This window comes from Bombella pluederhausensis (assembly GCF_026385525.1).
In the GTDB taxonomy this organism is placed as follows: Bacteria; Pseudomonadota; Alphaproteobacteria; order Acetobacterales; family Acetobacteraceae; genus Bombella; species Bombella pluederhausensis.
Genome location: NZ_JANIDY010000003.1, coordinates 149,473 through 172,273, shown reverse-complemented (window position 1 = coordinate 172,273; position 22,801 = coordinate 149,473). Strand labels below are relative to the sequence as shown.

The 22,801-nt window shown below is 58.0% G+C and carries 21 protein-coding genes; 13 read left to right on the top strand and 8 right to left on the bottom strand.

All coding sequences use genetic code 11. From position 1 onward, the window contains the following. Positions 1-86 precede the first annotated feature (86 nt). The 6 genes from NQF86_RS07220 (at position 87) to NQF86_RS07195 (ending at position 6,898) form a co-directional block, all read left to right on the top strand. A complete protein-coding gene (locus tag NQF86_RS07220; RefSeq protein ID WP_266116956.1) occupies positions 87-1,424 on the top strand; it encodes a UDP-glucose dehydrogenase family protein in 1,338 nt (445 codons plus the stop codon). 168 nt (positions 1,425-1,592) lie between these two features. Beyond that, complete coding sequence (locus tag NQF86_RS07215) at positions 1,593-2,768, top strand: hypothetical protein (RefSeq protein ID WP_266116955.1); 1,176 nt, start codon at positions 1,593-1,595, stop codon at positions 2,766-2,768. Positions 2,769-2,793: 25 nt separating this feature from the next. Then, positions 2,794-3,579 carry an MlaE family ABC transporter permease gene (locus tag NQF86_RS07210; protein ID WP_407652883.1) on the top strand — a complete coding sequence of 262 codons (786 nt, stop codon included), beginning with the start codon at positions 2,794-2,796 and terminating at the stop codon, positions 3,577-3,579. Between the two features lie 32 nt (positions 3,580-3,611). Further along, positions 3,612-4,415 carry an ABC transporter ATP-binding protein gene (locus NQF86_RS07205; RefSeq protein WP_266116954.1) on the top strand — a complete coding sequence of 268 codons (804 nt, stop codon included), beginning with the start codon at positions 3,612-3,614 and terminating at the stop codon, positions 4,413-4,415. A gap of 1 nt (position 4,416) precedes the next feature. Then, positions 4,417-5,823: a DNA repair protein RadA gene (gene radA / locus NQF86_RS07200; RefSeq protein WP_266116953.1), complete on the top strand. Its 1,407-nt coding sequence runs from the start codon at positions 4,417-4,419 to the stop codon at positions 5,821-5,823. Positions 5,824-5,902: 79 nt separating this feature from the next. After that, positions 5,903-6,898 carry an MIP/aquaporin family protein gene (locus NQF86_RS07195; RefSeq protein ID WP_266116952.1) on the top strand — a complete coding sequence of 332 codons (996 nt, stop codon included), beginning with the start codon at positions 5,903-5,905 and terminating at the stop codon, positions 6,896-6,898. Positions 6,899-6,918: 20 nt separating this feature from the next. Here NQF86_RS07195 and NQF86_RS07190 read toward each other — a convergent pair whose 3' ends face one another. After that, positions 6,919-7,527, bottom strand: a complete 609-nt coding sequence (locus NQF86_RS07190; protein ID WP_266117054.1) for an IMPACT family protein — start codon at positions 7,525-7,527, stop codon at positions 6,919-6,921. A gap of 315 nt (positions 7,528-7,842) precedes the next feature. On the opposite strand from NQF86_RS07190, the gene NQF86_RS07185 reads away from it, so the two are divergent. From NQF86_RS07185 to NQF86_RS07175, 3 genes are all read left to right on the top strand, one after another. Then, complete coding sequence (locus NQF86_RS07185; RefSeq protein ID WP_266116951.1) at positions 7,843-10,431, top strand: MMPL family transporter; 2,589 nt, start codon at positions 7,843-7,845, stop codon at positions 10,429-10,431. Between the two features lie 394 nt (positions 10,432-10,825). Next, entirely contained in the window at positions 10,826-12,559 is a 1,734-nt protein-coding gene (locus tag NQF86_RS07180) for an alginate export family protein (protein WP_266116950.1), read from the top strand. Between the two features lie 163 nt (positions 12,560-12,722). After that, the gene (locus tag NQF86_RS07175) at positions 12,723-13,217 is read left to right on the top strand and encodes a flavin reductase (protein ID WP_266116949.1); all 495 of its coding nucleotides are present in this window, start codon (positions 12,723-12,725) and stop codon (positions 13,215-13,217) included. Positions 13,218-13,223: 6 nt separating this feature from the next. Here NQF86_RS07175 and NQF86_RS07170 read toward each other — a convergent pair whose 3' ends face one another. The 4 genes from NQF86_RS07170 to NQF86_RS07155 all read right to left on the bottom strand — a co-directional run bounded on the left by NQF86_RS07170 (position 13,224) and on the right by NQF86_RS07155 (position 16,848). Continuing rightward, positions 13,224-14,513 (bottom strand): Nramp family divalent metal transporter, encoded by a 1,290-nt coding sequence (locus NQF86_RS07170; RefSeq protein ID WP_266117053.1) that lies wholly within the window; start codon positions 14,511-14,513, stop codon positions 13,224-13,226. 54 nt (positions 14,514-14,567) lie between these two features. After that, on the bottom strand, positions 14,568-14,816 hold the full coding sequence (locus NQF86_RS07165; protein ID WP_266116948.1) for a DUF3297 family protein: 249 nt from the start codon (positions 14,814-14,816) through the stop codon (positions 14,568-14,570). Between the two features lie 182 nt (positions 14,817-14,998). Further along, on the bottom strand, positions 14,999-15,469 hold the full coding sequence (locus tag NQF86_RS07160; protein WP_266117052.1) for a RidA family protein: 471 nt from the start codon (positions 15,467-15,469) through the stop codon (positions 14,999-15,001). Between the two features lie 89 nt (positions 15,470-15,558). Further along, positions 15,559-16,848 (bottom strand): O-acetylhomoserine aminocarboxypropyltransferase/cysteine synthase family protein, encoded by a 1,290-nt coding sequence (locus tag NQF86_RS07155; RefSeq protein WP_266117051.1) that lies wholly within the window; start codon positions 16,846-16,848, stop codon positions 15,559-15,561. Between the two features lie 245 nt (positions 16,849-17,093). Between NQF86_RS07155 and NQF86_RS07150 the strand changes: the two genes are divergently transcribed. Then, the gene (locus tag NQF86_RS07150) at positions 17,094-17,873 is read left to right on the top strand and encodes an alpha/beta fold hydrolase (protein ID WP_266116947.1); all 780 of its coding nucleotides are present in this window, start codon (positions 17,094-17,096) and stop codon (positions 17,871-17,873) included. 73 nt (positions 17,874-17,946) lie between these two features. Here the strand turns inward: NQF86_RS07150 and hisD are convergent, their stop codons facing one another. From hisD to gmk, 3 genes are read right to left on the bottom strand one after another with little or no spacing between them, the layout of a single operon-like run. Next, positions 17,947-19,239: a histidinol dehydrogenase gene (hisD, locus tag NQF86_RS07145; RefSeq protein WP_266116946.1), complete on the bottom strand. Its 1,293-nt coding sequence runs from the start codon at positions 19,237-19,239 to the stop codon at positions 17,947-17,949. Beyond that, positions 19,239-19,931 (bottom strand): ATP phosphoribosyltransferase, encoded by a 693-nt coding sequence (gene hisG / locus NQF86_RS07140; protein WP_266116945.1) that lies wholly within the window; start codon positions 19,929-19,931, stop codon positions 19,239-19,241. Before hisG ends, hisD begins: the two co-directional genes overlap by 1 nt. 49 nt (positions 19,932-19,980) lie before the next feature. Then, positions 19,981-20,604 (bottom strand): guanylate kinase, encoded by a 624-nt coding sequence (gene gmk, locus NQF86_RS07135; protein WP_266116944.1) that lies wholly within the window; start codon positions 20,602-20,604, stop codon positions 19,981-19,983. A gap of 258 nt (positions 20,605-20,862) precedes the next feature. On the opposite strand from gmk, the gene pqqA reads away from it, so the two are divergent. From pqqA to pqqC, 3 genes are all read left to right on the top strand, one after another. After that, complete coding sequence (pqqA, locus tag NQF86_RS07130; RefSeq protein ID WP_043559425.1) at positions 20,863-20,943, top strand: pyrroloquinoline quinone precursor peptide PqqA; 81 nt, start codon at positions 20,863-20,865, stop codon at positions 20,941-20,943. A gap of 185 nt (positions 20,944-21,128) precedes the next feature. Next, positions 21,129-22,049 carry a pyrroloquinoline quinone biosynthesis protein PqqB gene (pqqB, locus tag NQF86_RS07125; protein WP_266116943.1) on the top strand — a complete coding sequence of 307 codons (921 nt, stop codon included), beginning with the start codon at positions 21,129-21,131 and terminating at the stop codon, positions 22,047-22,049. Continuing rightward, on the top strand, positions 22,046-22,777 hold the full coding sequence (pqqC, locus tag NQF86_RS07120; RefSeq protein WP_407652882.1) for a pyrroloquinoline-quinone synthase PqqC: 732 nt from the start codon (positions 22,046-22,048) through the stop codon (positions 22,775-22,777). The genes pqqB and pqqC overlap by 4 nt, the downstream gene beginning before the upstream one ends. Positions 22,778-22,801: the final 24 nt, after the last annotated feature.

Genomic DNA, 22,801 nt, shown 5'->3' with positions numbered 1-22,801 from the left:
CACATTCAGTGACATTTATCAAAACGTGAATTTGCTGACCACTTGTTCTTAATATACCTCTAGACTTCGAATTGTTAGGAGACCCCATGCACATTACCATGATTGGCGGTGGTTATGTCGGGCTGGTATCGGGGGCATGCTTGGCGGCCTTTGGCGCTGACGTAACCGTCATTGAACATGACCCAACACGACTGGATCGCCTGAAGGCCGGAGAGGTCCCCATCTATGAGCCGGGCCTTGAAGACCTGATTGCCGAACAGCGGCAGGCTGAACGTCTGACCTTTTCCGGCAATCTGGCGCCCGCTCTGCAGAAAAGTCGTGCCGTCTTCATCGCCGTGGGCACGCCGACACGCCGGGGCAGCGGTCATGCCGATCTGAGCTATGTCCATGCCGCTGCACGAGCCATTGCGGCCCATGCTCCTGACAATCTGCTGATCGTCACAAAATCCACGGTGCCAGTCGGGACAGGGCGGCAGGTCGCAGCCATAGTCCGTCAGGCACGCCCGGAACTGACCTTCCATATCGCTTCCAATCCGGAGTTTCTGCGGGAAGGTCATGCGATCACTGACTTCATGGACCCTGACCGCATCATCATAGGGCTAGAAGATATATCTGACACCACATCCCCCGCCCGCTCGCTGCTGGAGGACCTTTACGCCCCCCTGAAGGAACCAAAAAGCCGCCTGCTTTTCATGGGACTGGAAAGTGCCGAGCTCACCAAATATGCCGCCAATGCCTTCCTCGCCATGAAGGTCACCTTCGCCAACGAAATGGCCGACCTCTGCGAGGCAACAGGTGGCAATATCACCGATGTGACCCGTGGCATGGGTATGGACCCCCGTATCAGCGCTCACTTCCTCACACCGGGGCCGGGCTATGGCGGCTCCTGCTTCCCCAAAGATACACAGGCTTTGGCAACCTCGGCCCGGCAGGCAGGCACCCCCACCCAACTTATAGAAACCACCATCGCCGCTAATGAGGCCCGCAAACGCCGGCTTGCCGAACGGGTCCTGACCCTTGCTGGTGACAACATCATACACAGCACCATTGCCGTGCTGGGGCTAACCTTCAAAGCTCATACGGATGACATGCGGCAGGCACCTTCCCTGACCATTCTGCCCCTGCTGCACGAAGCCGGAGCAACCCTGCGTGTGTACGACCCTCAAGGCATGGAAGCGGCCCGCAAACTGCTACCAGAAGGCATCACCTATGCACACTCGCCCCTACACGCTGCAGAAGACGCAGACATCCTGCTGATCCTGACAGAATGGCCCGAATTCATACCCATCACACCCGCCCAACTGGCTCCCCGCATGCGGGGAACGCTGATTCTGGATTACCGCCAGATATGGCAGGAAAAAACATGGCGTGATGCAGGATTCCGCTATCATTGTCTCGGCATGAGACACCCAACACAGACCTGAGAGGCCACTCGGCCATATCCCTGCCCATAAAGCGGGCTATCTTCATGCAGTCAGGCTGCCTATAATGGACGAAGGGCATGAGCATGACAGGCAGACAGGACCTGTCTCATGTCCTTTCTGTAGTAGGCGGTACATCCCTGCCATCTTCATGTTTTCGGGAGTCCCTGTGTGAGCACGCGTAACGTCCGGACCTGTCTTTCCCTGTTCCTGAGGCGCACCCTTTTCCTGGGGGCCGTGCTGGGCAGCACCCTGATGGCAGGAAGCAGTCAGGCGGCGGAATCCCATGCGGTTCTCCACGCTGATGAGCTAGACCTCAGCACGCCCTGCGCACAGGTCCATATAAAGGTGGACCCTAATCTGAAAGACAGCATGGTGCTGGAGGAAACCTCTGGCCTGACCCCCGTCATACAGACAACCCGTGACGGTACAGAGAGCCACCTCCGCCTGTCCCTCCATGACTGCCCCAAAGGGGGGCGACTGACCATGCGCCTCTCCGGTGATACGGCGCTGACCCTGCATGACAGCCCTCAGGCCCATATCACCATCAACGGTACCCTCACGACATTGGAGAGCAATCTGGATGATGCCTCTCTCCAAGTGGACCGGGTGGAATCACTGGACATGTCCATCTCCGGGACAACACAGGCACATATCCACCAGCTGGACCGGGCAGCGCAGATCAACGCCACGGGGGGCGCAAACCTTGATGTCGATACAGCTCTCCTCTCCGCTCTCTCTGCCCAACTGTCTGATAACAGCCAGCTTTCCATCGCACAGGGGCAGATCGACAGCCTGACATTGAGCGTATCCCATCAGGCCGATGCCTCCATCATGGCAACCATCAATAATGCCAGCATCACAACCAATGATGCCGGGAGCGTCACTCTGAACAAGGTCACAGGAAGCGTTCAGGATGGTGGTACGAAACACATCACCCACACCACAGCCCCTGAGGCGGCAGCGCCCGCACACACGCCTTCCAAAACAACATCAGGCAGCCCGACACTTCCTCCCCAGCCAGACGGGCAGGCACAGGGACTGAACAGCCCAACCCTTCCACATGTGGTGAAACCCGCCCCCATTCCGGCCCCTGCCACAGTCAAACCGGATGCCGGGCAGGCAGAACCGCACGCCGCCATGCCGACCACACCGGATACAGCCGCCCCCACCAAAATGCAGATGCAGGCTCCCTCCACCGGGCGGATTCCTGCCCAGCCCGCCACGCCGCAGGCAGCACAACCAACCACCGGCAGCCCAGCGAAGATGGCAGCCCCCGCCATGCCACCCCAAACCAGCCCACAGGTCGCCACACCAGTGACATCACAGGGCCAGACATCCAAATGACCGGCAGAAAGCAAAGGCAGATCGTGTGAGAGCTTTAACCCTTCCCTTCATCTTTCTTGGCCGTGGTATACTGGGCGGGCTCCATCATGCTGGAGCCCTCAGCCTATTTGCCCTGCGGGGGCTGGCAGGAGCCCTCCGGCTGCCTTTCTATGGGCAGATCGTCATATCGTGCCTGCTTGAGATCGGGTTTCTCTCTCTCCCTGTTGTTGCTCTGACAGCCATCTTCTCCGGGGCTGTCATTGCCCTTCAGGCCTATACTGGCTTCAGCCAGTATCATGCACAAAACGCTATCGGTGGCATCGTGGTCATGTCCATCACCAAGGAACTCGGCCCGGTGCTGGCTGGCCTTATGGTGGCCGGGCGCATCGGGGCCGCCATTGCTGCCCAGATCGGGGCCATGCGGGTGACGGACCAGATTGATGCCCTCAGCACATTGGCAACTGATCCTATCAAATATCTGGTCACACCCCGCCTTATTGCCGGAATTCTGGCCCTACCGTTCCTCGTGGTGATTGCCGATATTCTGGGCGTGGCTGGTGGCTTCATCGTGGCTGTGGCCAAGTTGGGCTTCAGCCCGGCGCTCTATCTGCACACCACCTATGCCTCCCTGCACAGCCATGACGTGCTGGTGGGGCTCCTTAAAGCAGCCGTCTTCGGTTTTCTCATCGCTCTCCTTGGCTGCTACGAGGGATATAACAGCCGAGGCGGGGCCGAAGGTGTGGGCCGTGCGGCCACAGCGACCGTTGTGGCCTCCTCCATTCTCATTCTCGCTTTCGATTACCTGCTGACAGACCTGTTCTTCACCGCATGACAACATTCTCACCCTCTTCCCGGCAGGATACGATGACCGACCAACCCCGCCTCCGCATCCGTGGCCTGAAAAAATCCTTCGGGGACCGGACAATCCTCAATGGCATTGATCTGGATGTGCCTGCCGGTAAATCGACAGTTATCATTGGCGGGTCCGGTAACGGGAAGTCGCTTCTGCTCCGCTGCATCCTTGGCTTGATCGAGCCCGATGAAGGCATCATCGAAATTGATGGTGAAAACATTCTACAGGCCAGCCGCAGACGGCATGAAACACTGCTCAAACGGATTGGCATGCTCTTTCAGAACGCTGCGCTATTCGACAGCATGAGCGTACTGGACAATATCCTGTTTGGCCTCAAAGCCAAGGGGAAGGCCGCCAGAGGCAATCGTGCCGAGCAGGAAAAAGAAGCCCTTCATCTCCTGTCTCAGGTCGGGTTGGGGGCGCATGTCGCTCCGCTGAACCCGGCTGAACTTTCCGGTGGGATGCAAAAGCGTGTCGGGCTGGCCCGTGCGCTGGCCGGACGCCCTGACATTCTCTTTTTTGACGAACCCACCACCGGGCTGGACCCCATCATGTCCGCCGTAATTGATGGCCTCATCAGCGACTGTGTCACCCGGCTGGGGTCCACAGCCCTGACCATTACCCATGACATGACATCCGCCATGCGGATCGGGGATCATGCTGCCATGCTCTATGGTGGAAAGATCATCTGGCAAGGACCAGCCAACAGGCTAATGGAGAGCGGCAACCCGATCGTAGACCAGTTCACTCATGGGCGGCGGGAAGGCCCCATCCCCACCAGCAGCCTGACATCCAGCGGCTCAGCAGGCAGTTAATATGGCCAAAAAACCGGCCACCCTGTTCGTCTGTCAGAACTGTCAGGCACAGTATCCCAAATGGACAGGCCGCTGCGAGCAATGCGGCGAGTGGAACAGTCTGGAAGAAGAAACCAGAGCCGTCACTCCCAGCAAGACAGCTCCCGGTAAAAGAGGGGCTGGACTGAAGACCACACGGCTGGACGGCAAGGCCACACCACCGGCCCGGCTGGACACGAACATGGCCGAGCTGAACCGGGTATTGGGCAGCGGACTTGTTCCCGGCTCAGTAGTGCTGGTTGGAGGGGACCCCGGCATCGGCAAATCCACCCTCATGCTTCAGATGACCTGCGCTCTCGCAAAAGCCGGTCATAATGTTCTCTATGTTTCTGGTGAAGAAGCCATCGACCAGATACGCCTACGCGCCCAGCGGCTGGAACTGGACAAGAACCCCAAAGCGCTGGACAGGCTGGAGCTGGCTGCTTCCATCAATGTCAATGACATCGCCACGACACTGGAGGAAAAACGGACCCTTCAGGTTGTCGTCATCGACTCCATTCAGACCATGTGGCTGGAAGGCGTGGCCAGTGCGCCCGGCTCGGTCTCTCAGGTCCGCAGCTGCGCTTTCGAGCTGATCCGTCTGGCGAAGACGCTGGGTTTCGTCCTCATCCTCATTGGTCATGTCACGAAAGAAGGGGCACTCGCTGGCCCCCGTGTGCTGGAACATATGGTCGATGCCGTGCTGTATTTTGAAGGGGACCGGGGCCATCAGTTCCGTATTCTCCGGGCTGCCAAGAACCGTTTCGGTGCCACGGATGAGATCGGCGTCTTCGCCATGACCGATACCGGCCTGCGGGAAGTCCCCAACCCCTCCGCCCTGTTTCTGGCAGAACGGCACGGCAATATTGCCGGGTCTGCCGTCTTTGCCGGGCTGGAAGGCACACGTCCCATATTGCTGGAAGTTCAGGTTCTGCTCTCCGCCAAAAGTGGCGATGGAGCCGCCCGGCGTGCCGTACTGGGCTGGGACAGCTCCCGGCTGAGCATGGTCCTTGCCGTGTTGGAAGCCCGCTGTGGCCTGAAACTCGGCAGCCTTGATGTTCACCTCAACGTCACGGGTGGGCTGAAAGTCACCGAACCCGCTGCAGACCTTGCCGTAGCAGCCGCCCTGATCTCCGCCGCTACCGGCCAGCCGACTGCGCCTGATGAAGCCTATTTCGGGGAGATTGGTCTTTCCGGGGAAATCCGGCAGGTCAGCCAGACTGGTATCCGGCTGAAAGAAATCGCCAAGCTGGGCTTCCGGCAGGCTGTCATTCCCCGCCATGTCGGCACGGCCAATGCCCGCCCCAAAGCGCCATCATCCCTCACCATCGCCGAAACCGGGCATCTCAGCGATCTTGTCCGCCGCTTCTCTCCTGCCGGGAAAGATTAAATTACTGCCTCCCCCTTGACCGGCCCGTTATCGTTTCTGAGAACATAGGTGCCCCTTCTTTTACTGAAAGGCACCTCCTATGACTGACTCCCCCTCCCAACCGCAGCCAGATCATAAGAAACACTATACGGCCCGGCATGTGCGGTTCCCTCATATTCGCCTGCCCCATATCCGCTTTTCCCATAAAGAGCTGGTGGATCGCCCCCTTGCTGGCCATCCCCATCCTGACCACCCTTTCCACTGGAAGCTATATGGCACCGAGGCCATCGCCACGGCCATCATGCTCACCATCGGCATCAGCGTGACCACCATCCTGATTGCCAACAACTCCCCGATTGCTGCCGTACTGGCCCCTCATCCGATCATCCGCTCTATATTGGTGGGGCTGTTTTTCGGGCTTTCGGGCACCATCGCAACGCTATCGCCATTCGGAAAAGTCAGCGGAGCCCATCTCAACCCATCCGTGACGCTTGCCTTCTTCCTGACCAAGAAAATCCGCTGGCTGGATGCACTGGGATACATCCTTGCTCAGCTTGTCGGTGCCTTTACCGGGACACTCATCGCCAGCGTGGGGCTCAGCCTTCTCCTGCCCTTCTGGCACCCTATGGTCAGCCAGATCAATTATGCGGGAACATTCCCATCCCACAGCTACAGTCTCGCCTTTGATGCCATGATGGAAGCGATTGCTACGGCAGGGATGATCCTCATCATCTACTTCACAGCCTCACGTCCGAAATTCCAGCATCTGACCACATGGGTCTGTGCCTTCTATTTTGCCGTGACCAACCCGCTGATCTCAGGATTCTCTGGCAACAGCACCAACTTCATGCGGACACTGGCCCCCGATACGCTGGCCCATAACCTGCATGGCGTATGGATTTATCTGGTTGGGCCATTCCTCGGTTCGGCTTTAGCCCTCCAACTTGCCCGCCTCCTGTTCTCCATGCATGGGCTGAAGGAAGCACGCATCGTCAATTTCGGTCATCATGGCCGGGTGCCCCGCTACACAGCACCGGACGCCGTTGGCCCTTCACCAGAGGAAGTAAAACAGCAGGACAAAAAAGAAGGAAACTAGAAGACAGGACGGCTTACGCCTTACCCCTGTTCTTCATCCAGCTCACGGATAGGTTCCTGCCCCCGTGTCAGGTCTCTCAGCCAGTTTTCCACGGCTGTGCGCTCCTGCACGGGAACGGCCAGCTCCATCATGGCCCCTTCTGCTCCAAAATCGCAGCGGCGTGTTTCTACATTCCAGCCCGGCAGCTTGGCTTCCACCTCTGCATAAACCGGGAAAGGACAATGAAAGCCAAGGCGGACCCGCTCCACCCGTTCAATTTTTGCCGCCTCACGCAGGCAGGCGGCAGCGGCTCCGCCATAGGCCCGCACCAGACCGCCAGCCCCCAGCTTGATTCCACCGAACCAGCGAATAACGACCACCATCACCCCGTCAAAATCCTGCCCTTCTATGGCGGACAGGATAGGGCGACCTGCGGTGCCGGATGGCTCGCCATCATCACTGACACGATACCGCCCCCCGACACGGAAGGCCCAACAGTTATGAGTGGCATCCGGCACAGCGACCTTTGCCAGAAAGGCCATTGCGCCCGCCTCATCATCCACCGGGGCCGCCAGAGTGCGGAACACACTATGACGGATGATACTTTCGTGCTCGGCAATGCCGTCCAATGTCCAGGTCATGCGTTCCATTCTGCCGCAGAACGCCGTGCCTGTCAGCACGGCTTTGTTCATCCTTCTGTCACCATCCTGCCCATTTTCCCCTGATGATGACCATGCAGGGGATAGAAAAAAGCCCCCCATCACGCTACTACTTCCTGTGCTCATGGTTGCCTGCCGGGGGCTTCCTCCCGGCCTGGGCTGCCAGAAAGCGCCCATTGTCATGTACCCGGCCCGGCTACCCCCATGGCTGTGCCGGAAAAGTTCTGGTCCGGCCAGAGGCCATACGGCCCGGCCTCTTTAACGTGTGCAGAGCCTGCTCAAGGTCACAAAGGGGACAAATTTTTCATGCTTTCTACCCTGACAAGCCGTCTCAACGCCTTCTGCGGACGCCATGTCGCCCTTGTCCTGACCATTTTCACATTGCTCTGCGTAGGGTCGGCATGGCTCAGCCTGACCCATCTGGGCATCACGACAGAGACAGACAAGCTTTTTGCCGACACGCTGCCATGGAAGCAGAAAAACCATCAGATCGAATCTCTCTTTCCCGGTGAAAAGAATACCCTCGTTGCCATCATCAGCGCCGCCACACCGGAAGAAGGACGCGAGACCGCCAATGAACTGACAGAGCGTCTCTCCAAGGACACCACCCATTTTGACCGGGTGGACCAGCCAGACGCCAATCCCTTCTACACCCGTAACGCCTTCCTGTTCATCGACACGAAACAACTTGATACCCTGCTGGACTCCACCATTTCAGCCCAGCCTTTTCTTGGTACGCTCGCCGCAGACCCTTCTGCCCGGGGCCTGTTCGGCACATTTGGCCTCATGGCCAAAGCCATCCGCACCGGCCAGCCTATTCCAGCCAGTTTCAATACCGCTCTTGATGGGCTGACCCACACGCTGGAAGAAGGCCTTGCAGGCCATGCCACGCCTCTCTCATGGGAGAAGCTCCTTTCTGGCGGGCTAAGCGATCTTGGCGGACATTATCAGTTTGTCGTCACCCATCCGAAACCAGACTTCACATCTTTCGAACCGTCCGAAGCCGCCACAAAGGCCATGCGCACCGCACTGGACAACCTGCCCACCATAAAGGCAGGTCGTGCTCATGCGCTCATCACGGGTGAAGCAAAGCTGAGTGACGAAGAATTCTCGACCGTTGCCCAAGGGATGATCATCGGGCTGTTCATTTCCTTTGGTCTGGTCACGCTCTGGCTGCTGCTGGCTGTCCGCTCGCTACGGGTTGTCATTCCCATCCTGCTGACACTCATCATTGGGCTATTGCTGACAACAGGTTTTGCCACACTGGCCGTTGGCACCCTCAACATGATTTCCGTGGCCTTTGCCATCCTGTTCGTTGGCATTGCCGTGGATTTTGCCATTCAGTTCGGCGTACGGTTCCGCTGCCAGAAGGATGGGCAGAACCACCCTCTGGCGCCCCTCATGGCGCTGGATCGCACAGGGCAGGAAAGTGGTGGGCAGATATTTGTTGCCGCTCTGGCCACCGCAGCGGGGTTCCTTGCCTTCACGCCGACCAATTTCGTGGGGGTTGCCCAGCTGGGGCTGATCGCTGGCGGAGGTATGCTGATCGCCTTCCTCTGCACGCTGTCCCTTCTTCCTGCCCTGCTGATGCTATTCCGTGCTCGGCCGGGTGACAGTATCCGGGGTTTTGCCTCCCTCCTGCCAGTAGATCACGCTCTGCGGCGCTTCCGCCGCCCCATACTGGGCCTCTTTGGCGTGCTGGGACTTGTCGGCCTGTGCCTGACGCCCTCCCTCGTTTTTGATGCCGACCCCCTCCATACCAAGAACCCCAACACAGAAGGGATGAAGGCCCTCTCCCTTCTGGAGGAGAATCCACTTACAACACCCTATAACGCTCAGGTTCTGGTTTCTGACACAGCAACGGCGGGCAAACTCGCTACTGCCCTCAGTAAACTGGATAGCGTACATGACGTGCTCTGGCTCGGTGCCCTAGTGCCGGATGACCAAAGCACGAAACTTCAGCTCATTCATGATGCAGCCGACATCCTGCTGCCGACCCTGAACGTGGCTCACCCGGCACCGGCTCCTTCCGCTGCAGAGCTGAGAGCAGCCACCACGGCGGCAGCCCATGAGTTTGACGGGCTGGATGACAAACTCAGCCCTTCCCTCAAAACGCTGCGTGATACGCTTCTCCGCCTCTCCACCGCACCGGATGCGACCCTGCTGGCAACCAATGAAGCTCTGACACGCTTCCTGCCTAATGAGCTGACACAGCTGAAATCCCTGCTCTCTCCATCACCCATCACTATGGAGAACATTCCAGCAGATATCCGGGCAGAATATATCGCCTCCAACGGAGCCTATCGTCTGGTCATTCATCCCAATGGCCGGATGTCCGAGACGGAGACCCTGCACCATTTCGTGCATGAGCTGGAGAGCGTTACCCCCGACATCTGCGGGCCTGCTCTGGAGATCATCGCCAGTGCACAGACCATCACACACGCCTTCATCACGGCAGCGCTCTGCGCCATTGTGGCGATCGCCCTGATCCTCCTCATCACGCTGCGCCGCCTGCTGGACAGCATCCTCGTTCTGCTGCCGCTGCTACTCTCCTCGTTGCTGACGGTCATTCTGGTCATCACGGTGCCAGAGCAGCTCAATTACGCCAATATTATCGCCCTGCCGCTGCTGCTGGGGGTTGGCGTATCCTTCAACATCTATTTTGTCATGAACTGGCGGGCGGGCCTCAAGAACCAGCTTTCGTCCCCCACGGCACGGGCTGTCCTGTTCTCAGCCCTGACAACAGGGTCCGCTTTTGGCTCTCTGGCAGCCTCGGCCCATCCCGGTACGGCCAGTATGGGACGCCTGCTGCTACTGTCCCTTGGCTGTACGCTGGTCTGTTCCCTACTGTTCATCCCCGCCCTGCTGCCACGCCGGAAAGGTGATGAATACTGACCTCCGAATCGGGAAAAACAGACGGATTCCTGTGATGGCCGCATGCTCGGCCATCACTGATCCGTGATACATGTCAAGATATGCCTATGCGATAATCACAGAGAAAAGAAATTCTTATAAGGCGTTTTTTGGCCAAATCTTCCCCTGCCATGATTTTTCTCCCCAATCACCCCGCAGGAGCCATTTCATAACATTATGATTTTAAAGGATATTTTTGCTCTATAGGGGACCCTGATTAATTTTCCATCTTACCAGATGATAGGTTTTTCATATCACTGTAAAAGATTTATTTTGTAAGTATCTTTTCCACATTCTTGCCCTAAATCAATGTTGAGGCGTCTTTTTTCCCGTCTTCTCGGCTCACCAATTCATAAACGAGCCCTGACAGAAGACTATGAGACACTCCCTTTTTCATCGCACCATCCTGTGCACGACCCTTCTGGCAACAGGTCTTGGTGCCTCTCTCTCCGTTGCCCATGCTGATACGTCTGTTGGCACAACCTCCACACTCAACACGACCCAGCAGCGCAGCATCCTGGACCGCATCATGCACACAGCCCCCGGTGGCTGCCCGCAGGATGATGGCAAAGCAGCTCCCAATCCTTATGGTGTCTGGGCCCGGGGCGACGGCAGTGAAACAGGGTTCGGCCCGGTCTCCCAATATGGCACGCCCGCCGGAATGGACAGTATCAGCGTCCCCAAAAAAGGCGTCTGCGATAGTGGCGACCCTTTTGATTCCTACAAGCACATGAAGCTGAATGACAGCGGCTCCATCTGGCTCAGCCTCGCCGGGGAAACCCGCCTTAACAACTGGTATGACAAGCGGCCTGTCTTCGGTGCGGCCATCGACCCCACCACCTCCATGAAGGCACGGCCTTTCAATTCAGGCCGTTTTGCTGTCCGCAACCTCTGGAGTGCTGACCTCCATTTCGGCCAGCATGTGCGCTTCTTCGGCCAGCTCATCAATGCAGATGCAGGCGGCTGGCGTGGTTACAGCTATGACGGTACGTTCCGCAAGAATCTGGACCTGCAACAGGCTTTTGTGGAACTTAGCGGCAATGCCGCAGGCGGCCATGGTGGCTTCATCTTCGGTCGGCAGCAGTTTCTCGATGCACCGGATTATATGATCGGCAATCGTGACGTGCTGAACGTCCCGCTCAGCTGGGATGGTTTCCGCATCTATGAACATTGGAACCGGGTCCGTTTTGACGGCTTCTACTTCATCAACACCAAGAACAACCACACAGACAGCTTCCGCGGCGGCAACTCCCTGTTCCACGACACGCTGGATTACAAAACCCGCCTCTACGGGGCCAACGTGACCATCGCCCCGCCGGACTTCCACTTCCTTGGTGAGAACGGCTATTCCTTCATCAACCTGTTTTATTACGGGTATGAGATCAATGGCGGCCCTGCCCAGCAGACCGTGATGTATAACGCCTCCGCCCTTGGCCATACCAAGCGCAATAATTTCGGTCTGCGGTGGCATGGTGAAGCCGGACCGATCAGCTTCTCCTTCGGTGGGGCTTACCAGCAGGGCACGTTCTACCAGTCCTATAACCGGGCCAATCACTACGATAAAATGACCCGCAACGTGAATGCATGGTCCATGAACGGCACGGTGGATTACCACTTCCGTCATGTGATGTGGCGTCCGACCATCGGCATTCAGGGTGATGCCTATTCTGGCGGTGGTGCCCGTGGAACAACCGGCAGCGTGAATACCTATATCGAGCCCTTCGGTGTCAACACCAACTATCTGGACCCGACCAATTACCTGACGGGCCAGAACCTCATCGACTTCGCCCCCAAGGCCAGCTTCACCCCTACGAACTATCTGACCTTCCAGCTGAAACTACCCATCTACTGGCGTTACAGCACGGGGGATGACACCTACTCCATCTATGGCCGTAACATCTTCCAGCGGCAGTTCACCTCTGGCATGTATGGCGCCTACGACCATAATTCCTTTGTCGGTATTGCGCCGCAAATGGCCGCCAGCATCAAGCTTGGACCGCATCTGACATGGGATCACCATGTCGTCCGCTTCCTCACCTCCCATGCCATGCATCAGGTAGGTGCTCATGATGCCACCTACTACCAGTCTTCTCTGACGCTGACATACTGACCCCGGAGCAGAATTCAACTTTCAGACGCCCCTGCCATGGTTCCATGCAGGGGCATCTGCCTGTCTGGCCGGACTCTCAGGAATGGCATTTGCATCCATGCCACATTGAGTCCATTATCCGTCCTTCTTTGGTCCTGTTTTATCACTGCCAGAAGGTCCCGTCATGCAGGCTGTCTTCCGCAATGCCATGAGCCGGTTAGGCTCCCCTGTCGTTCTTGTTACGACCGATGGCCCGGCAGGCCGCCACGGCCTGACTGTCTCCGCCATTACCAGCGTGACAGACACACCGCCGACCGTGCTGGTCTGCCTGAACCGCAGCAACCAGTCCCATCAGGCATTTCTAAAGAACAGGCGTTTAGGGATCAGCATTCTCGGCAAAGGCCATGATAGCCTTGCCTTTGCCTTCGCCAACAGTACCCTGACCGCTCCGGAACGTTTCACCCATGGAACATGGCAGAATGGCCCGCTTGGCTCGCCTTTGCTGGAAACAGCCCTCGCCACGCTCGACTGTACGATTGATGACACGCACAGCATCGGCACGCATGACGTCCTGATCTGCCGTGCCCATACCATCACGGTTCAGGATGGAGCCGGTCATGGCCTGACATGGTTCGACAGGGCCTTCCATTACCTGCCCCCCAAATGCACCCCCTGCTGAAACCTGTCAGAACAGGGCATCACCCAGAAGCTTGACGTTCAGGGCCACAATCACCAGCACGACCAGCCATGAGAGCACAGCCAGCACGGGCGACAGGCAGAAACGCCCCATATACTTCTTGCTGGAAACGAACCAGACCAGCGGGATCATGGCAAAAGGCAGCTGCATGGACAGCACGACCTGACTGAACATCAGCAAGTCACCCACCTTGCCCTGTCCGAAAATGGCTATCACGACAATGACGGGCAGAACAGCCAGACCACGGGTCAAAAGCCGCCGTGCCCAGTAAGGCAACTGAAGATGCAGGAAGCCTTCCATGATGATCTGTCCGGCCAGTGTCCCGGTCACGGTGGAATTAGTCCCGGCAGCAAGAAGGGCTACGGCAAATAATGTGGAGGCCAGCCCGAATCCCAGCACGGGCGACAGGAGCTTCCACGCATCGCTGATCTCCGCCACATCCTGATGGCCCGTGCCATGAAAAGCCGCCGCCGCCACGATCAGGATAGCCGCATTGATGAACAGAGCCAGCGTCAGGGCCAGAGTGCTGTCCCATGTCGCCCAGCGCAGCGCATCCTGCCGTCCCTCATCCGTGCGGGGGTAGGTACGGCTCTTAACCAGCGAAGAATGAAGATAGAGATTATGGGGCATGACGGTCGCCCCAATAATGCCAATGGCAATATAAAGCATACCCGGGTTGGTAAAGACCGTTGCCGAAGGCATGAACCCTTTCAGCACCGCAGCCACCGGAGGAGCCGCCGCCACAAGCTGCACCCCGAAACAGACGGCAATGATCCCCAACAGAGTAATGACAAAGGCTTCCAGCGCCCGCATCCCCCGCCGCATGAGCAGCAGGACGATGAACACATCCAGCACGGAAATCAGCGTTCCGGCCATGATGGACATGCCAAACAGCAGATTCAGCGCTACTGCCGTCCCGATAACCTCGGCCAGATCACACGCAATGATGGCCAGTTCACAGGTCAGCCAAAGGGGCAGATTGAGCCATTGAGGCAGCCAGTCCCGACAGGCCTGTGCAAGGTCTTTCCCGGTGACGATCCCCAACCGCGCCGCAAGGGCTTGAAGCAGGACAGCCATGACATTGGCCAGCAGAATGACCGACAGCAGCCGATAGCCAAACTGCGCCCCACCCTGAAGGTCAGTCGCCCAGTTGCCGGGGTCCATATAGCCCACGGCCACCATGTATCCCGGCCCTACAAAGGCCAGAAAACGGCGGAACCAGAAGCTCGCCCGTGCCGGTACCGTAACAGCACCGTGGCCAGCATCTCCCAAAGGCATGGCTTCTGCCTCTTTCACCGTTCCGCCCCTTTCTGTCATGCCGGCTCCCCTGAATCAGGAGTTGGCATCATCCTTGAACCACACTTCAACAGGACCGCTCAGCTTCAGCGTCATCGGGCGACCACGCCGGTCCAGCGTCCGCCCGACAGACACACGGATCCACCCCTCGCTGATGCAATATTCCTCAACATTGGTCTTTTCTTCACCCTTGAAGCGCACACCAATGCCACGGCCCAGTATGTCTTCATTGAAATACGGGCTGTCCGGGTAAATTGAGAGACGATCAGGAATTGTATCACTCATCCGTTAATCCATCCTTTTACAGATTACAGTCAAACCGCCCCTGAACGGTTCTGGCGGTGTCTTTCCTCCATAACAGGCAACCCACTAAAAAGAACCCCCCAATATGATACGGGGTCCCTAACGAAAAACGGGCCGTTCACCCCACAGGGATGAGCGGCCCGCCTTTATCAAAAGCCGAACACTCAGGCGACTTCAAACATCGCTTCAACCTCGACCGGCGCATTCAGCGGCAGGCTGGGCACACCAACGGTGGAACGGGCATGCTGCCCGACTTCACCCGCAAACACGGCCGCTGCAAGGTCAGAGGCCCCGTTCATCACGGCGGCATGGTCGGTGAAGTCCGGCGTGCAGGCCATGAAGCCACCAAGGCGCACAACACGGCGCACACGGGAGAGATCACCCTTCAGTGCCGTATTGAGCTGAGCCAGAATATTGATGAAGCAGGCCCGTGCACAGGCTGTCCCTGCCTGATTGGAGACCTCAGCCCCCAGCTTGCCGGTAATCAGCAACTTGCCATCCACCAGCGGCAACTGCCCGGACACGACCAGCAGATTACCTGTCCTCACGACAGGCAGATAGTTAGCCACCGGAGCCGCCGCTACGGGCAGTTCAATATTCAGCTCGGCAAGGCGGCTTTCTGGTGTGGACATGATAATTTTCCTTTCCTGTTCATCATTTTATGCATCCGCCACACTGCGCCGTAAAGAAAGCCTTGCCAAGAGGAGCGGACAGGAAACACACCTCACCCAGCGGCACGATCCAGCGCCTGCGCCAGATCATCCAGAATATCTTCAGGATGTTCCAGACCGATGGAAAGCCGGACATAGCCCGGTGACACACCCGCCGCCTTCTGCTCTGCCTCGCTCAGCTGGGCATGAGTGGTGGACGCCGGATGAATGGCCAGACTGCGGGCATCCCCGATATTCGCCACATGGTAAAACAGCTCCAGCGCATCAATGAAACGCTGGCCTGCCTCACGGCCCCCGGGCAGCTCAAAACCGACAAGCCCACCGAATCCACCTTTCAGAACAGCTTCGGCACGTTTGCGGGTTTCACCTTCCTGCAATGCCGGATAGATCACACGCTCCACATCGGTCCGTTCTTGCAGAAACTGCGCCACCTTCAACGCATTCTCACAATGGCGAGGCATCCGCAGCGGCAACGTCTCCACCCCCTGAATGAGCTGAAATGCATTGAAGGGCGACAGAGCTGCCCCGCCATCCCGCAGCAACACAGCTCTAGCGCGCAGAGCATAAGCCACCGGCCCCAGCGGACGGGCAGCTTCTGTCCAGATGGCCCCGTGATAGCTGGGGTCTGGCTGTGTCAGCAGCGGATGACGCTGTGCCCAGTCAAACTGACCACCATCAATGATGAGCCCACCAATGGATGTCCCATGCCCACCAATATATTTGGTGGCGGAATAGACCGTAATGGCCGCTCCCTGTTCCAGCGGCCGGGCCAGCAGGGGCGCCGCCGTATTATCAACAATCAGCGGAATCCCCAGAGCCCGCCCTGCGTTGGCAATGGCCGCCATTGGGGCCACGACCAGCTTGGGGTTGGGCAGGGTTTCCAGATACCAGGCCCGTGTCCGCTCATCACTGGCCGCTTCAAAAGCGGATGGATCGGACGGGTCCACGAAGCGCACCTCTATGCCCATATTCTTCAATGTATGGGCAAACAGGTTCCAAGTCCCACCATACAGGTCCGTTCCGCTGACGATATTATCCCCGGCCTCTGCCAGTGTCTGCACCGCCATAGCCGCCGCAGCCTGACCGGATGCCACCGCAACGGCAGCCGCTCCGCCCTCCAGTGCTGCCATGCGCTTCTCGAACACATCCACAGTTGGATTTGTCAGGCGGGAATAGATCATGCCCACATCTTTCAGGGCAAAGCGATCTGCGGCCTGCTGGCTGCTTTCAAACTGATAGGATGTCGTCTGGTGAATGGGCGGAACGACCGACCCCGTCACAGGGTCTGCCCGCCAACCCGCATGAAGGGCCAGTGTCTCAGGGTGCCGTGTTCTGCGTGCCATCATGGCCTCCTTGCCTTTTTATTCTCATCCGTTCCACCTGCGGGGAGGACCGGGCCACTATATCTAGGCACATCACCCCTTATAGGCACAACAGCATGATATAGGCCTGCACCGGATACTATTTCTTTACAGAAATGAACCTTATGTAATGACACTCATAAATAATATAGGATTGATTTTATCCTGAATAACTTTATAAGCGGCAGCTCTTATCAATTATTTCAGTCCGTTAGAGGGTTACAGTCATGCAGCTCGCTTCCCTTGTTCGTAATGAAACAGGTGTGGATGATGCACCGACAGTTGTCCTGCTTCATGGCGTCTTCGGACGGGCCCGCAATCTGGGTATTCTCCAGAGAGCACTCAGCCCCTACTTCAAGACGGTAGCGTTCGACCTCCGCTGCCACGGTGACAGCCCCCATGCACCCATCTCCTACCCGGAAATGGCCAAGGATGTGCTGGAAAGCATGGATGCACTGGGCATCAAGGACGCCTATATCGTAGGGCACTCCATGGGCGGCAAAACGGCCATGGCCACGGTGCTGACAGCCCCAGAGCGGTTCAAAAAACTGCTGGTGGCGGATATCGCCCCGGATGTCATGATCCATGGCCAGCATGATCTGGCACAGCAGCTTTACCACACGCCACTTCCTGCCCTGAGCAGCCATGCCGAAATCCGCAAATTCCTGCATGACCTGACAGAAGACCCCTCCGTGGGCGAGCTGATTGCCCAGCACATCACACCCGGCAACCCGGCCCAGTGGAACATTGGCGTTACAGACATTGTCGCCAGCTTCCCTGTCATCCAGAGCTGGCCGGAAGATGTCTTCAAAGGCAAGACATGGGATGGACCGGCCCTGTTCATCCGTGGTGGGGATTCACCCTACATCAAGCCGCAGCATCATGATGTCATCCGGAGTTATTTCCCTGAAGCCGACATCAAGACCATCCCCAATACCGGCCATTGGGTCCATGTTGAAGACCCCACAAACTTCAACGCCATGATGCTGGAGTTCCTGCGGGGCTGAAACCCGCTTCATGATGCCGGAATAAAAAAGGGCCGCTCCCATCAGGAAGCGGCCCTTTCTGCACAAAGACCCATCAACCGAGTTTCAGACGCTCGGACAGGCTTAGGGCATGGGCGTCCAGCCCTTCTTCACGAGCCAGAATGACACCGGCAGGACCAACCTTTTTCAGCCCTTCCATATCCGTCTCAATGGAGGTTGTCCGCTTCAGGAAGTCATAGACGGACAGGCCAGAAGCAAAGCGGGCCGTGCGACTGGTCGGCAGAACATGATTCGGCCCACCGACATAATCACCAACAGCTTCCGGGCAGAAACGCCCCATAAAGATCGCCCCGGCATGACGAACCTTCTGGCTGAAAACACGAGGATCATCCAACAAGACTTCCAGATGCTCCGGGGCAAACTCATTCACCACTTCAGCCGCTTCATCCTCGGACCGAACGATCACGACTGCACCGCAATCATCCCAGCTTTTGCGGGCAATCTTGGCACGAGGCAGCGTCTTCAATTCCTCCTCAACCGCAGCGATCACCCTGTCGGCAAAGGCTTCATCCTGCGTGATGAGAACGGACTGGGCCTGCTCGTCATGTTCCGCCTGTGCCAGCAGGTCAATCGCCACGAGGCGGGGATCATTCTGACCATCCGCCACCACCACAACCTCGGACGGCCCGGCGATGCTGTCGATTCCCACATGGCCGAACACCTGCCGCTTGGCTTCTGCCACAAAGGCATTACCCGGCCCGACAATACGATCCACCGGCGCAATGGTCGGTGTTCCATAGGCTAGAGCGCCCACAGCCTGCGCCCCACCGATGCGGTAAATCTCCGTCACACCACAAAGGCGGGCGGCCTCCATGACCAACGGATTCAACACGCCATCCGGCGTTGGCACACACATGGCCAGACGCTTGACCCCAGCCACATGAGCCGGAAGCGCATTCATCAGCACAGAAGACGGATAGGCCGCCTTGCCACCGGGAACGTACAGACCAGCCGCATCCAAAGCCGTCCAGCGCATCCCCAGCCGCAGGCCAGCGTCATCCGTGTAATCAAGGTCCTTAGGCAACTGCGCTTCATGGAACGCCCGAATGCGCTTTGCCGCCAGAGCCAGAGCCTCTTTCGTCTCCGGGGCCACACGGTCTGCCGTTTCCCTGATTTCCGCCTCGCTGATGCGCAGCTGGGCGGGGGAAAGCTTCAGCCGGTCAAACCGCTCCGTGTAATCACAAAGGGCCTCATCGCCACGCTTCTGCACATCTGCCAGAATCGCCCGGACCGGCTCCGCCACAGAGCCACTCTGCTCCCCTCTACGGGCCAGAACAGCCTTCAGCTCGGTTGCAAACTGCGGTGATGTCGTGTTCAGGCGTTTCATCAGACGGACTCCCCTTTCTGGACAGACTGGGCAACAGCAGAACGGAAGCGCTCGATCAGGCTACCAACTTCTTCTGGGCGGGTTTTCAGGGCAATGCGGTTCACAATCAGGCGACTGGTCACATGAGCGATCGTTTCCACTTCCTCCAGACCATTGGCCCGAAGGGTAGAGCCCGTATCGACAAGGTCCACAATCACATCGGCCATATCCAGCGCCGGGGCCAGCTCCATCGCCCCGTGAAGATGCACGATCTCGGCATTGATAGCCCGTGACGCAAAATGGCGGCGGGCAATAGCCGGGTATTTGGTCGCCACCCGCAGGCGGGACCGTCCTTCTGGCGGCTCATCATCGCCGCTTCCCTTCGGACGGGCCACGGCAATGCGGCACCCACCAATGCCGAGGTCCAGCGGAGCATACAGATCGGGATAATCAAACTCCAGCAGCACATCCGCACCGCAGACACCAATATCTGCACCGCCATAGGCCACGAAAGTCGCCACATCAAAAGAGCGCACCCGCACAACATCCAGCCCCGGGCTGGAGGTAGGGAAGCGAAGGCGGCGGCTGCTCTCATCCAGACAGTCCTGTGCCGGTTCAAAACCCGTATGATGCAGGACAGGACGTAAGGCCTTGAGAATCCGCCCTTTTGGAAGGGCCAGAATAAGCGGCGTCTTTGCCTGCATATCAGTCATGGTTAAGCTCCTGCTTGCAACATACGGGTCCAGCTTATCAGAGCCGCCCTTAGCCCGCTACTGGCCAAAGGGCTTCCACATCTCTGCGGCGGGCCCGGGCGAGGCGACTGGCGGCCAGAACGGACTGGGCTTCTTCGACAGCTCTGTCCAGATCATCATTAATCAAGACGTAATCAAACTCCGGCCAATGAGAAATCTCGCTCATGGCCGCCTTCATACGCGAGGCAATTTCTTCATCACTGTCCGAGTTGCGCCCCCGGAGTCGGGCTTCCAGTTCTTCAAGGGACGGCGGCAGAACAAACAGCCCGACCACATCATTCGGCATGGCCTTCCGCATCAGGCGACAGCCCTGCCAGTCAATATCCAGAATCACATCACGCCCAGCGGCAAGAGCTTCCTCCAACGGGGCACGGGGCGTACCATAGCCACGACCGAACACCTCGGCCCATTCCAGCAGCTCGCCATCTGCTGCCATGCGGCGAAAGGTCTCCAGATCACGGAAATAATAATGCACCCCTTCTTCCTCACCGGGACGGGGGCTGCGGGTCGTAACAGACACAGACGTGAAAATGGTCGGATCGGCCTTACGAAGGGCCTGCGCTATGGTGGACTTTCCCGCCCCTGATGGTGCCGAAATCACCAGACACACGCCCCGCCGTGACTGCTCAACCATAGCTTTCCTCATCCACTGTTCCGTTCTGCCGCTATTGGCGGCTTTTCACATCTTTCTGCCCTGCTCCTGCCAGAAAAACGCTTCCTTTACCAGCAATCACCATGATGTCAGACGCTGCATGGCCGGGATGCAATCACACCGTAACAGGTGCTCACGTTTCTTCTGGCATTTCCTGCAGCTTCTGCTCTATCCTGCCCCGGCAGGCCCGTTCTTCCCTACCGGAAGGCCCTGCACTGACCAGTAATAAGGAGTACCATCATGGCATGGAACACACCGAAAGTAACCGAGATCCCTCTGGGCGGCGAAATCAACTCCTATGTCTGTGGCGAGAAGAAGTAATCTCCGCGCAGACATACGCATAACAGGGAGGTTTTGGCAGTCCTGTCATACCTCCCTGTTTCCGCGCCTGACTGATCCTGCGGAACATTTCCGCCTTCTTACAGCTTTGCAGGTGCGTAACACGGACACAGCCAGCCGCCTGATGATGACCATCAGTGCCATGCTGGAGAAAGGTGGTCTCTGTCGTGCTTGATGTCATTATTCTGGGGGCCGGAGCCGGTGGCGGCTTCCCGCAATGGAACTCCGCAGCTCCGGGCTGTCTTCTGGCCAGAGAAGGGAAACGGGCCAAGCCCCGCACGCAGGCCTCTCTTGCCGTCAGTGGTGATGGAAAACACTGGTTCCTCCTCAATGCCTCGCCGGATCTCCGCCAGCAGATTCTGGCCACTCCAGCCCTTCATCAGACAGGTGCCACCCGTGGCACACCGATTCAGGGTGTTATCCTTGCCGGAGCGGAAATTGACGCCATCACCGGGCTGCTGACCCTGCGGGAGCGGGAACCCTTCACCCTGATGGGCAGTGCCTCCACCCTCGCCCAACTGGACCGGAATCCCATCTTCGAGGCACTGGACCGCTCCATCATTCCCCGTATTGCCATTACAGAAGGCACGGTCGTGCCGCTTCTGCTTAAAGATGGCACTCCCTCCGGCCTGACGCTTGAAGCCTTCACAGTCCCCGGCAAAGCTCCCCTCTATGCCGAAGCTGAAGGAACAAAAGCTGATGATACGCTTGGCCTCTCCATCTCCGATGGGCAAAAGACCATGCTGTTCGTCCCCGGCTGTGCCGAGATCACACAGACCCTGAAGGACCGTGCCAGCAGGGCCGACCTGCTTTTCTTCGATGGTACCCTCTGGCAGGATGATGAAATGATCCGCACGGGGCTCAGCCCCAAGAGCGGGCACCGCATGGGGCATGTGTCCGTCAATGACGATAATGGTCCCCTCAAACAGTTTGCTGCCTGTACAAGGCCGAAGAAATTCTTCGTCCATATCAACAATTCCAATCCCATCCTTCTGGAAGACAGTCCCCAGCGGCAAGCAGCCGAGCAGGCAGGCTGGGTCATCGGTGAGGATGGCATGCGCATTCACGCAGATGAGGTGTCATCATGAGTACCCTTCTTTCCCCTGCTGAGCTGGAAGCCCGCCTCCGTGCCATCGGTGCGGAACGCTATCATCGCCAACACCCGCTTCATAAAGCCATGTATGAAGGCAAGCTGACCAAGGGGCAGCTACAGGCATGGGCCCTGAACCGCTATTATTATCAGGCCCAGATTCCCAGGAAAGACGCCACCCTGCTGGCCCGCCTGCCCACGACCGAGCTGCGCCGGGAATGGCGCCGCCGCATTGAGGACCATGACGGCACGGCTGACAGCCCCGGCGGTATCGCCCGCTGGCTGAAACTGACCAACGGGCTGGGTCTTGATGATGCGTATGTGACAAGCCTGAAGGGCCTTCTACCCGCCACACTATTCGCCGTGGATGCCTATGTGGCCTTTGTGCGGGACCGTTCCATTCTGGCAGCCATTGCCTCCTCCCTGACAGAACTTTTCTCTCCAACGATCATTGGAGAGCGGATGGAAGGAATGCTCCGCAACTATCCTTACATCTCCGAGGATACGCTGGCCTATTTCAAGCCCCGCCTGACTCAGGCCCCGCAGGATTCCACCTTTGCGCTGAACTACGTCAAAGAACATGCCTGCACACCGGAGCAACAGCAGGAAGTTCTTGGTGCTCTGGAGTTCAAATGCGCCATTCTCTGGCAGCTTCTTGATGCTCTGGACCATGCCTATGTAGAAGGCAACATTCCACCCGGCGCCTTCGTGCCGGAAACGCCCTGATCCCTTCCACCCTGCCAGTAAGGT

Excerpts from the sequence above, each read along its gene's own strand:
- NQF86_RS07175 (WP_266116949.1), top strand. The coding sequence starts at position 12,723 with ATGCAGGCTGTCTTCCGCAATGCCATGAGCCGGTTAGGCTCCCCTGTC.
- pqqC (WP_407652882.1), top strand. The coding sequence starts at position 22,046 with ATGAGTACCCTTCTTTCCCCTGCTGAGCTGGAAGCCCGCCTCCGTGCC.
- NQF86_RS07190 (WP_266117054.1), bottom strand. The coding sequence starts at position 7,527 with ATGGAACGCATGACCTGGACATTGGACGGCATTGCCGAGCACGAAAGT.
- NQF86_RS07150 (WP_266116947.1), top strand. The coding sequence starts at position 17,094 with ATGCAGCTCGCTTCCCTTGTTCGTAATGAAACAGGTGTGGATGATGCA.
- NQF86_RS07185 (WP_266116951.1), top strand. The coding sequence starts at position 7,843 with ATGCTTTCTACCCTGACAAGCCGTCTCAACGCCTTCTGCGGACGCCAT.
- NQF86_RS07220 (WP_266116956.1), top strand. The coding sequence starts at position 87 with ATGCACATTACCATGATTGGCGGTGGTTATGTCGGGCTGGTATCGGGG.
- pqqA (WP_043559425.1), top strand. The coding sequence starts at position 20,863 with ATGGCATGGAACACACCGAAAGTAACCGAGATCCCTCTGGGCGGCGAA.
- hisG (WP_266116945.1), bottom strand. The coding sequence starts at position 19,931 with ATGACTGATATGCAGGCAAAGACGCCGCTTATTCTGGCCCTTCCAAAA.
- NQF86_RS07165 (WP_266116948.1), bottom strand. The coding sequence starts at position 14,816 with ATGAGTGATACAATTCCTGATCGTCTCTCAATTTACCCGGACAGCCCG.
- NQF86_RS07155 (WP_266117051.1), bottom strand. The coding sequence starts at position 16,848 with ATGGCACGCAGAACACGGCACCCTGAGACACTGGCCCTTCATGCGGGT.
- NQF86_RS07180 (WP_266116950.1), top strand. The coding sequence starts at position 10,826 with ATGAGACACTCCCTTTTTCATCGCACCATCCTGTGCACGACCCTTCTG.
- gmk (WP_266116944.1), bottom strand. The coding sequence starts at position 20,604 with ATGGTTGAGCAGTCACGGCGGGGCGTGTGTCTGGTGATTTCGGCACCA.
- radA (WP_266116953.1), top strand. The coding sequence starts at position 4,417 with ATGGCCAAAAAACCGGCCACCCTGTTCGTCTGTCAGAACTGTCAGGCA.
- NQF86_RS07195 (WP_266116952.1), top strand. The coding sequence starts at position 5,903 with ATGACTGACTCCCCCTCCCAACCGCAGCCAGATCATAAGAAACACTAT.
- hisD (WP_266116946.1), bottom strand. The coding sequence starts at position 19,239 with ATGAAACGCCTGAACACGACATCACCGCAGTTTGCAACCGAGCTGAAG.
- NQF86_RS07170 (WP_266117053.1), bottom strand. The coding sequence starts at position 14,513 with ATGCCTTTGGGAGATGCTGGCCACGGTGCTGTTACGGTACCGGCACGG.
- NQF86_RS07205 (WP_266116954.1), top strand. The coding sequence starts at position 3,612 with ATGACCGACCAACCCCGCCTCCGCATCCGTGGCCTGAAAAAATCCTTC.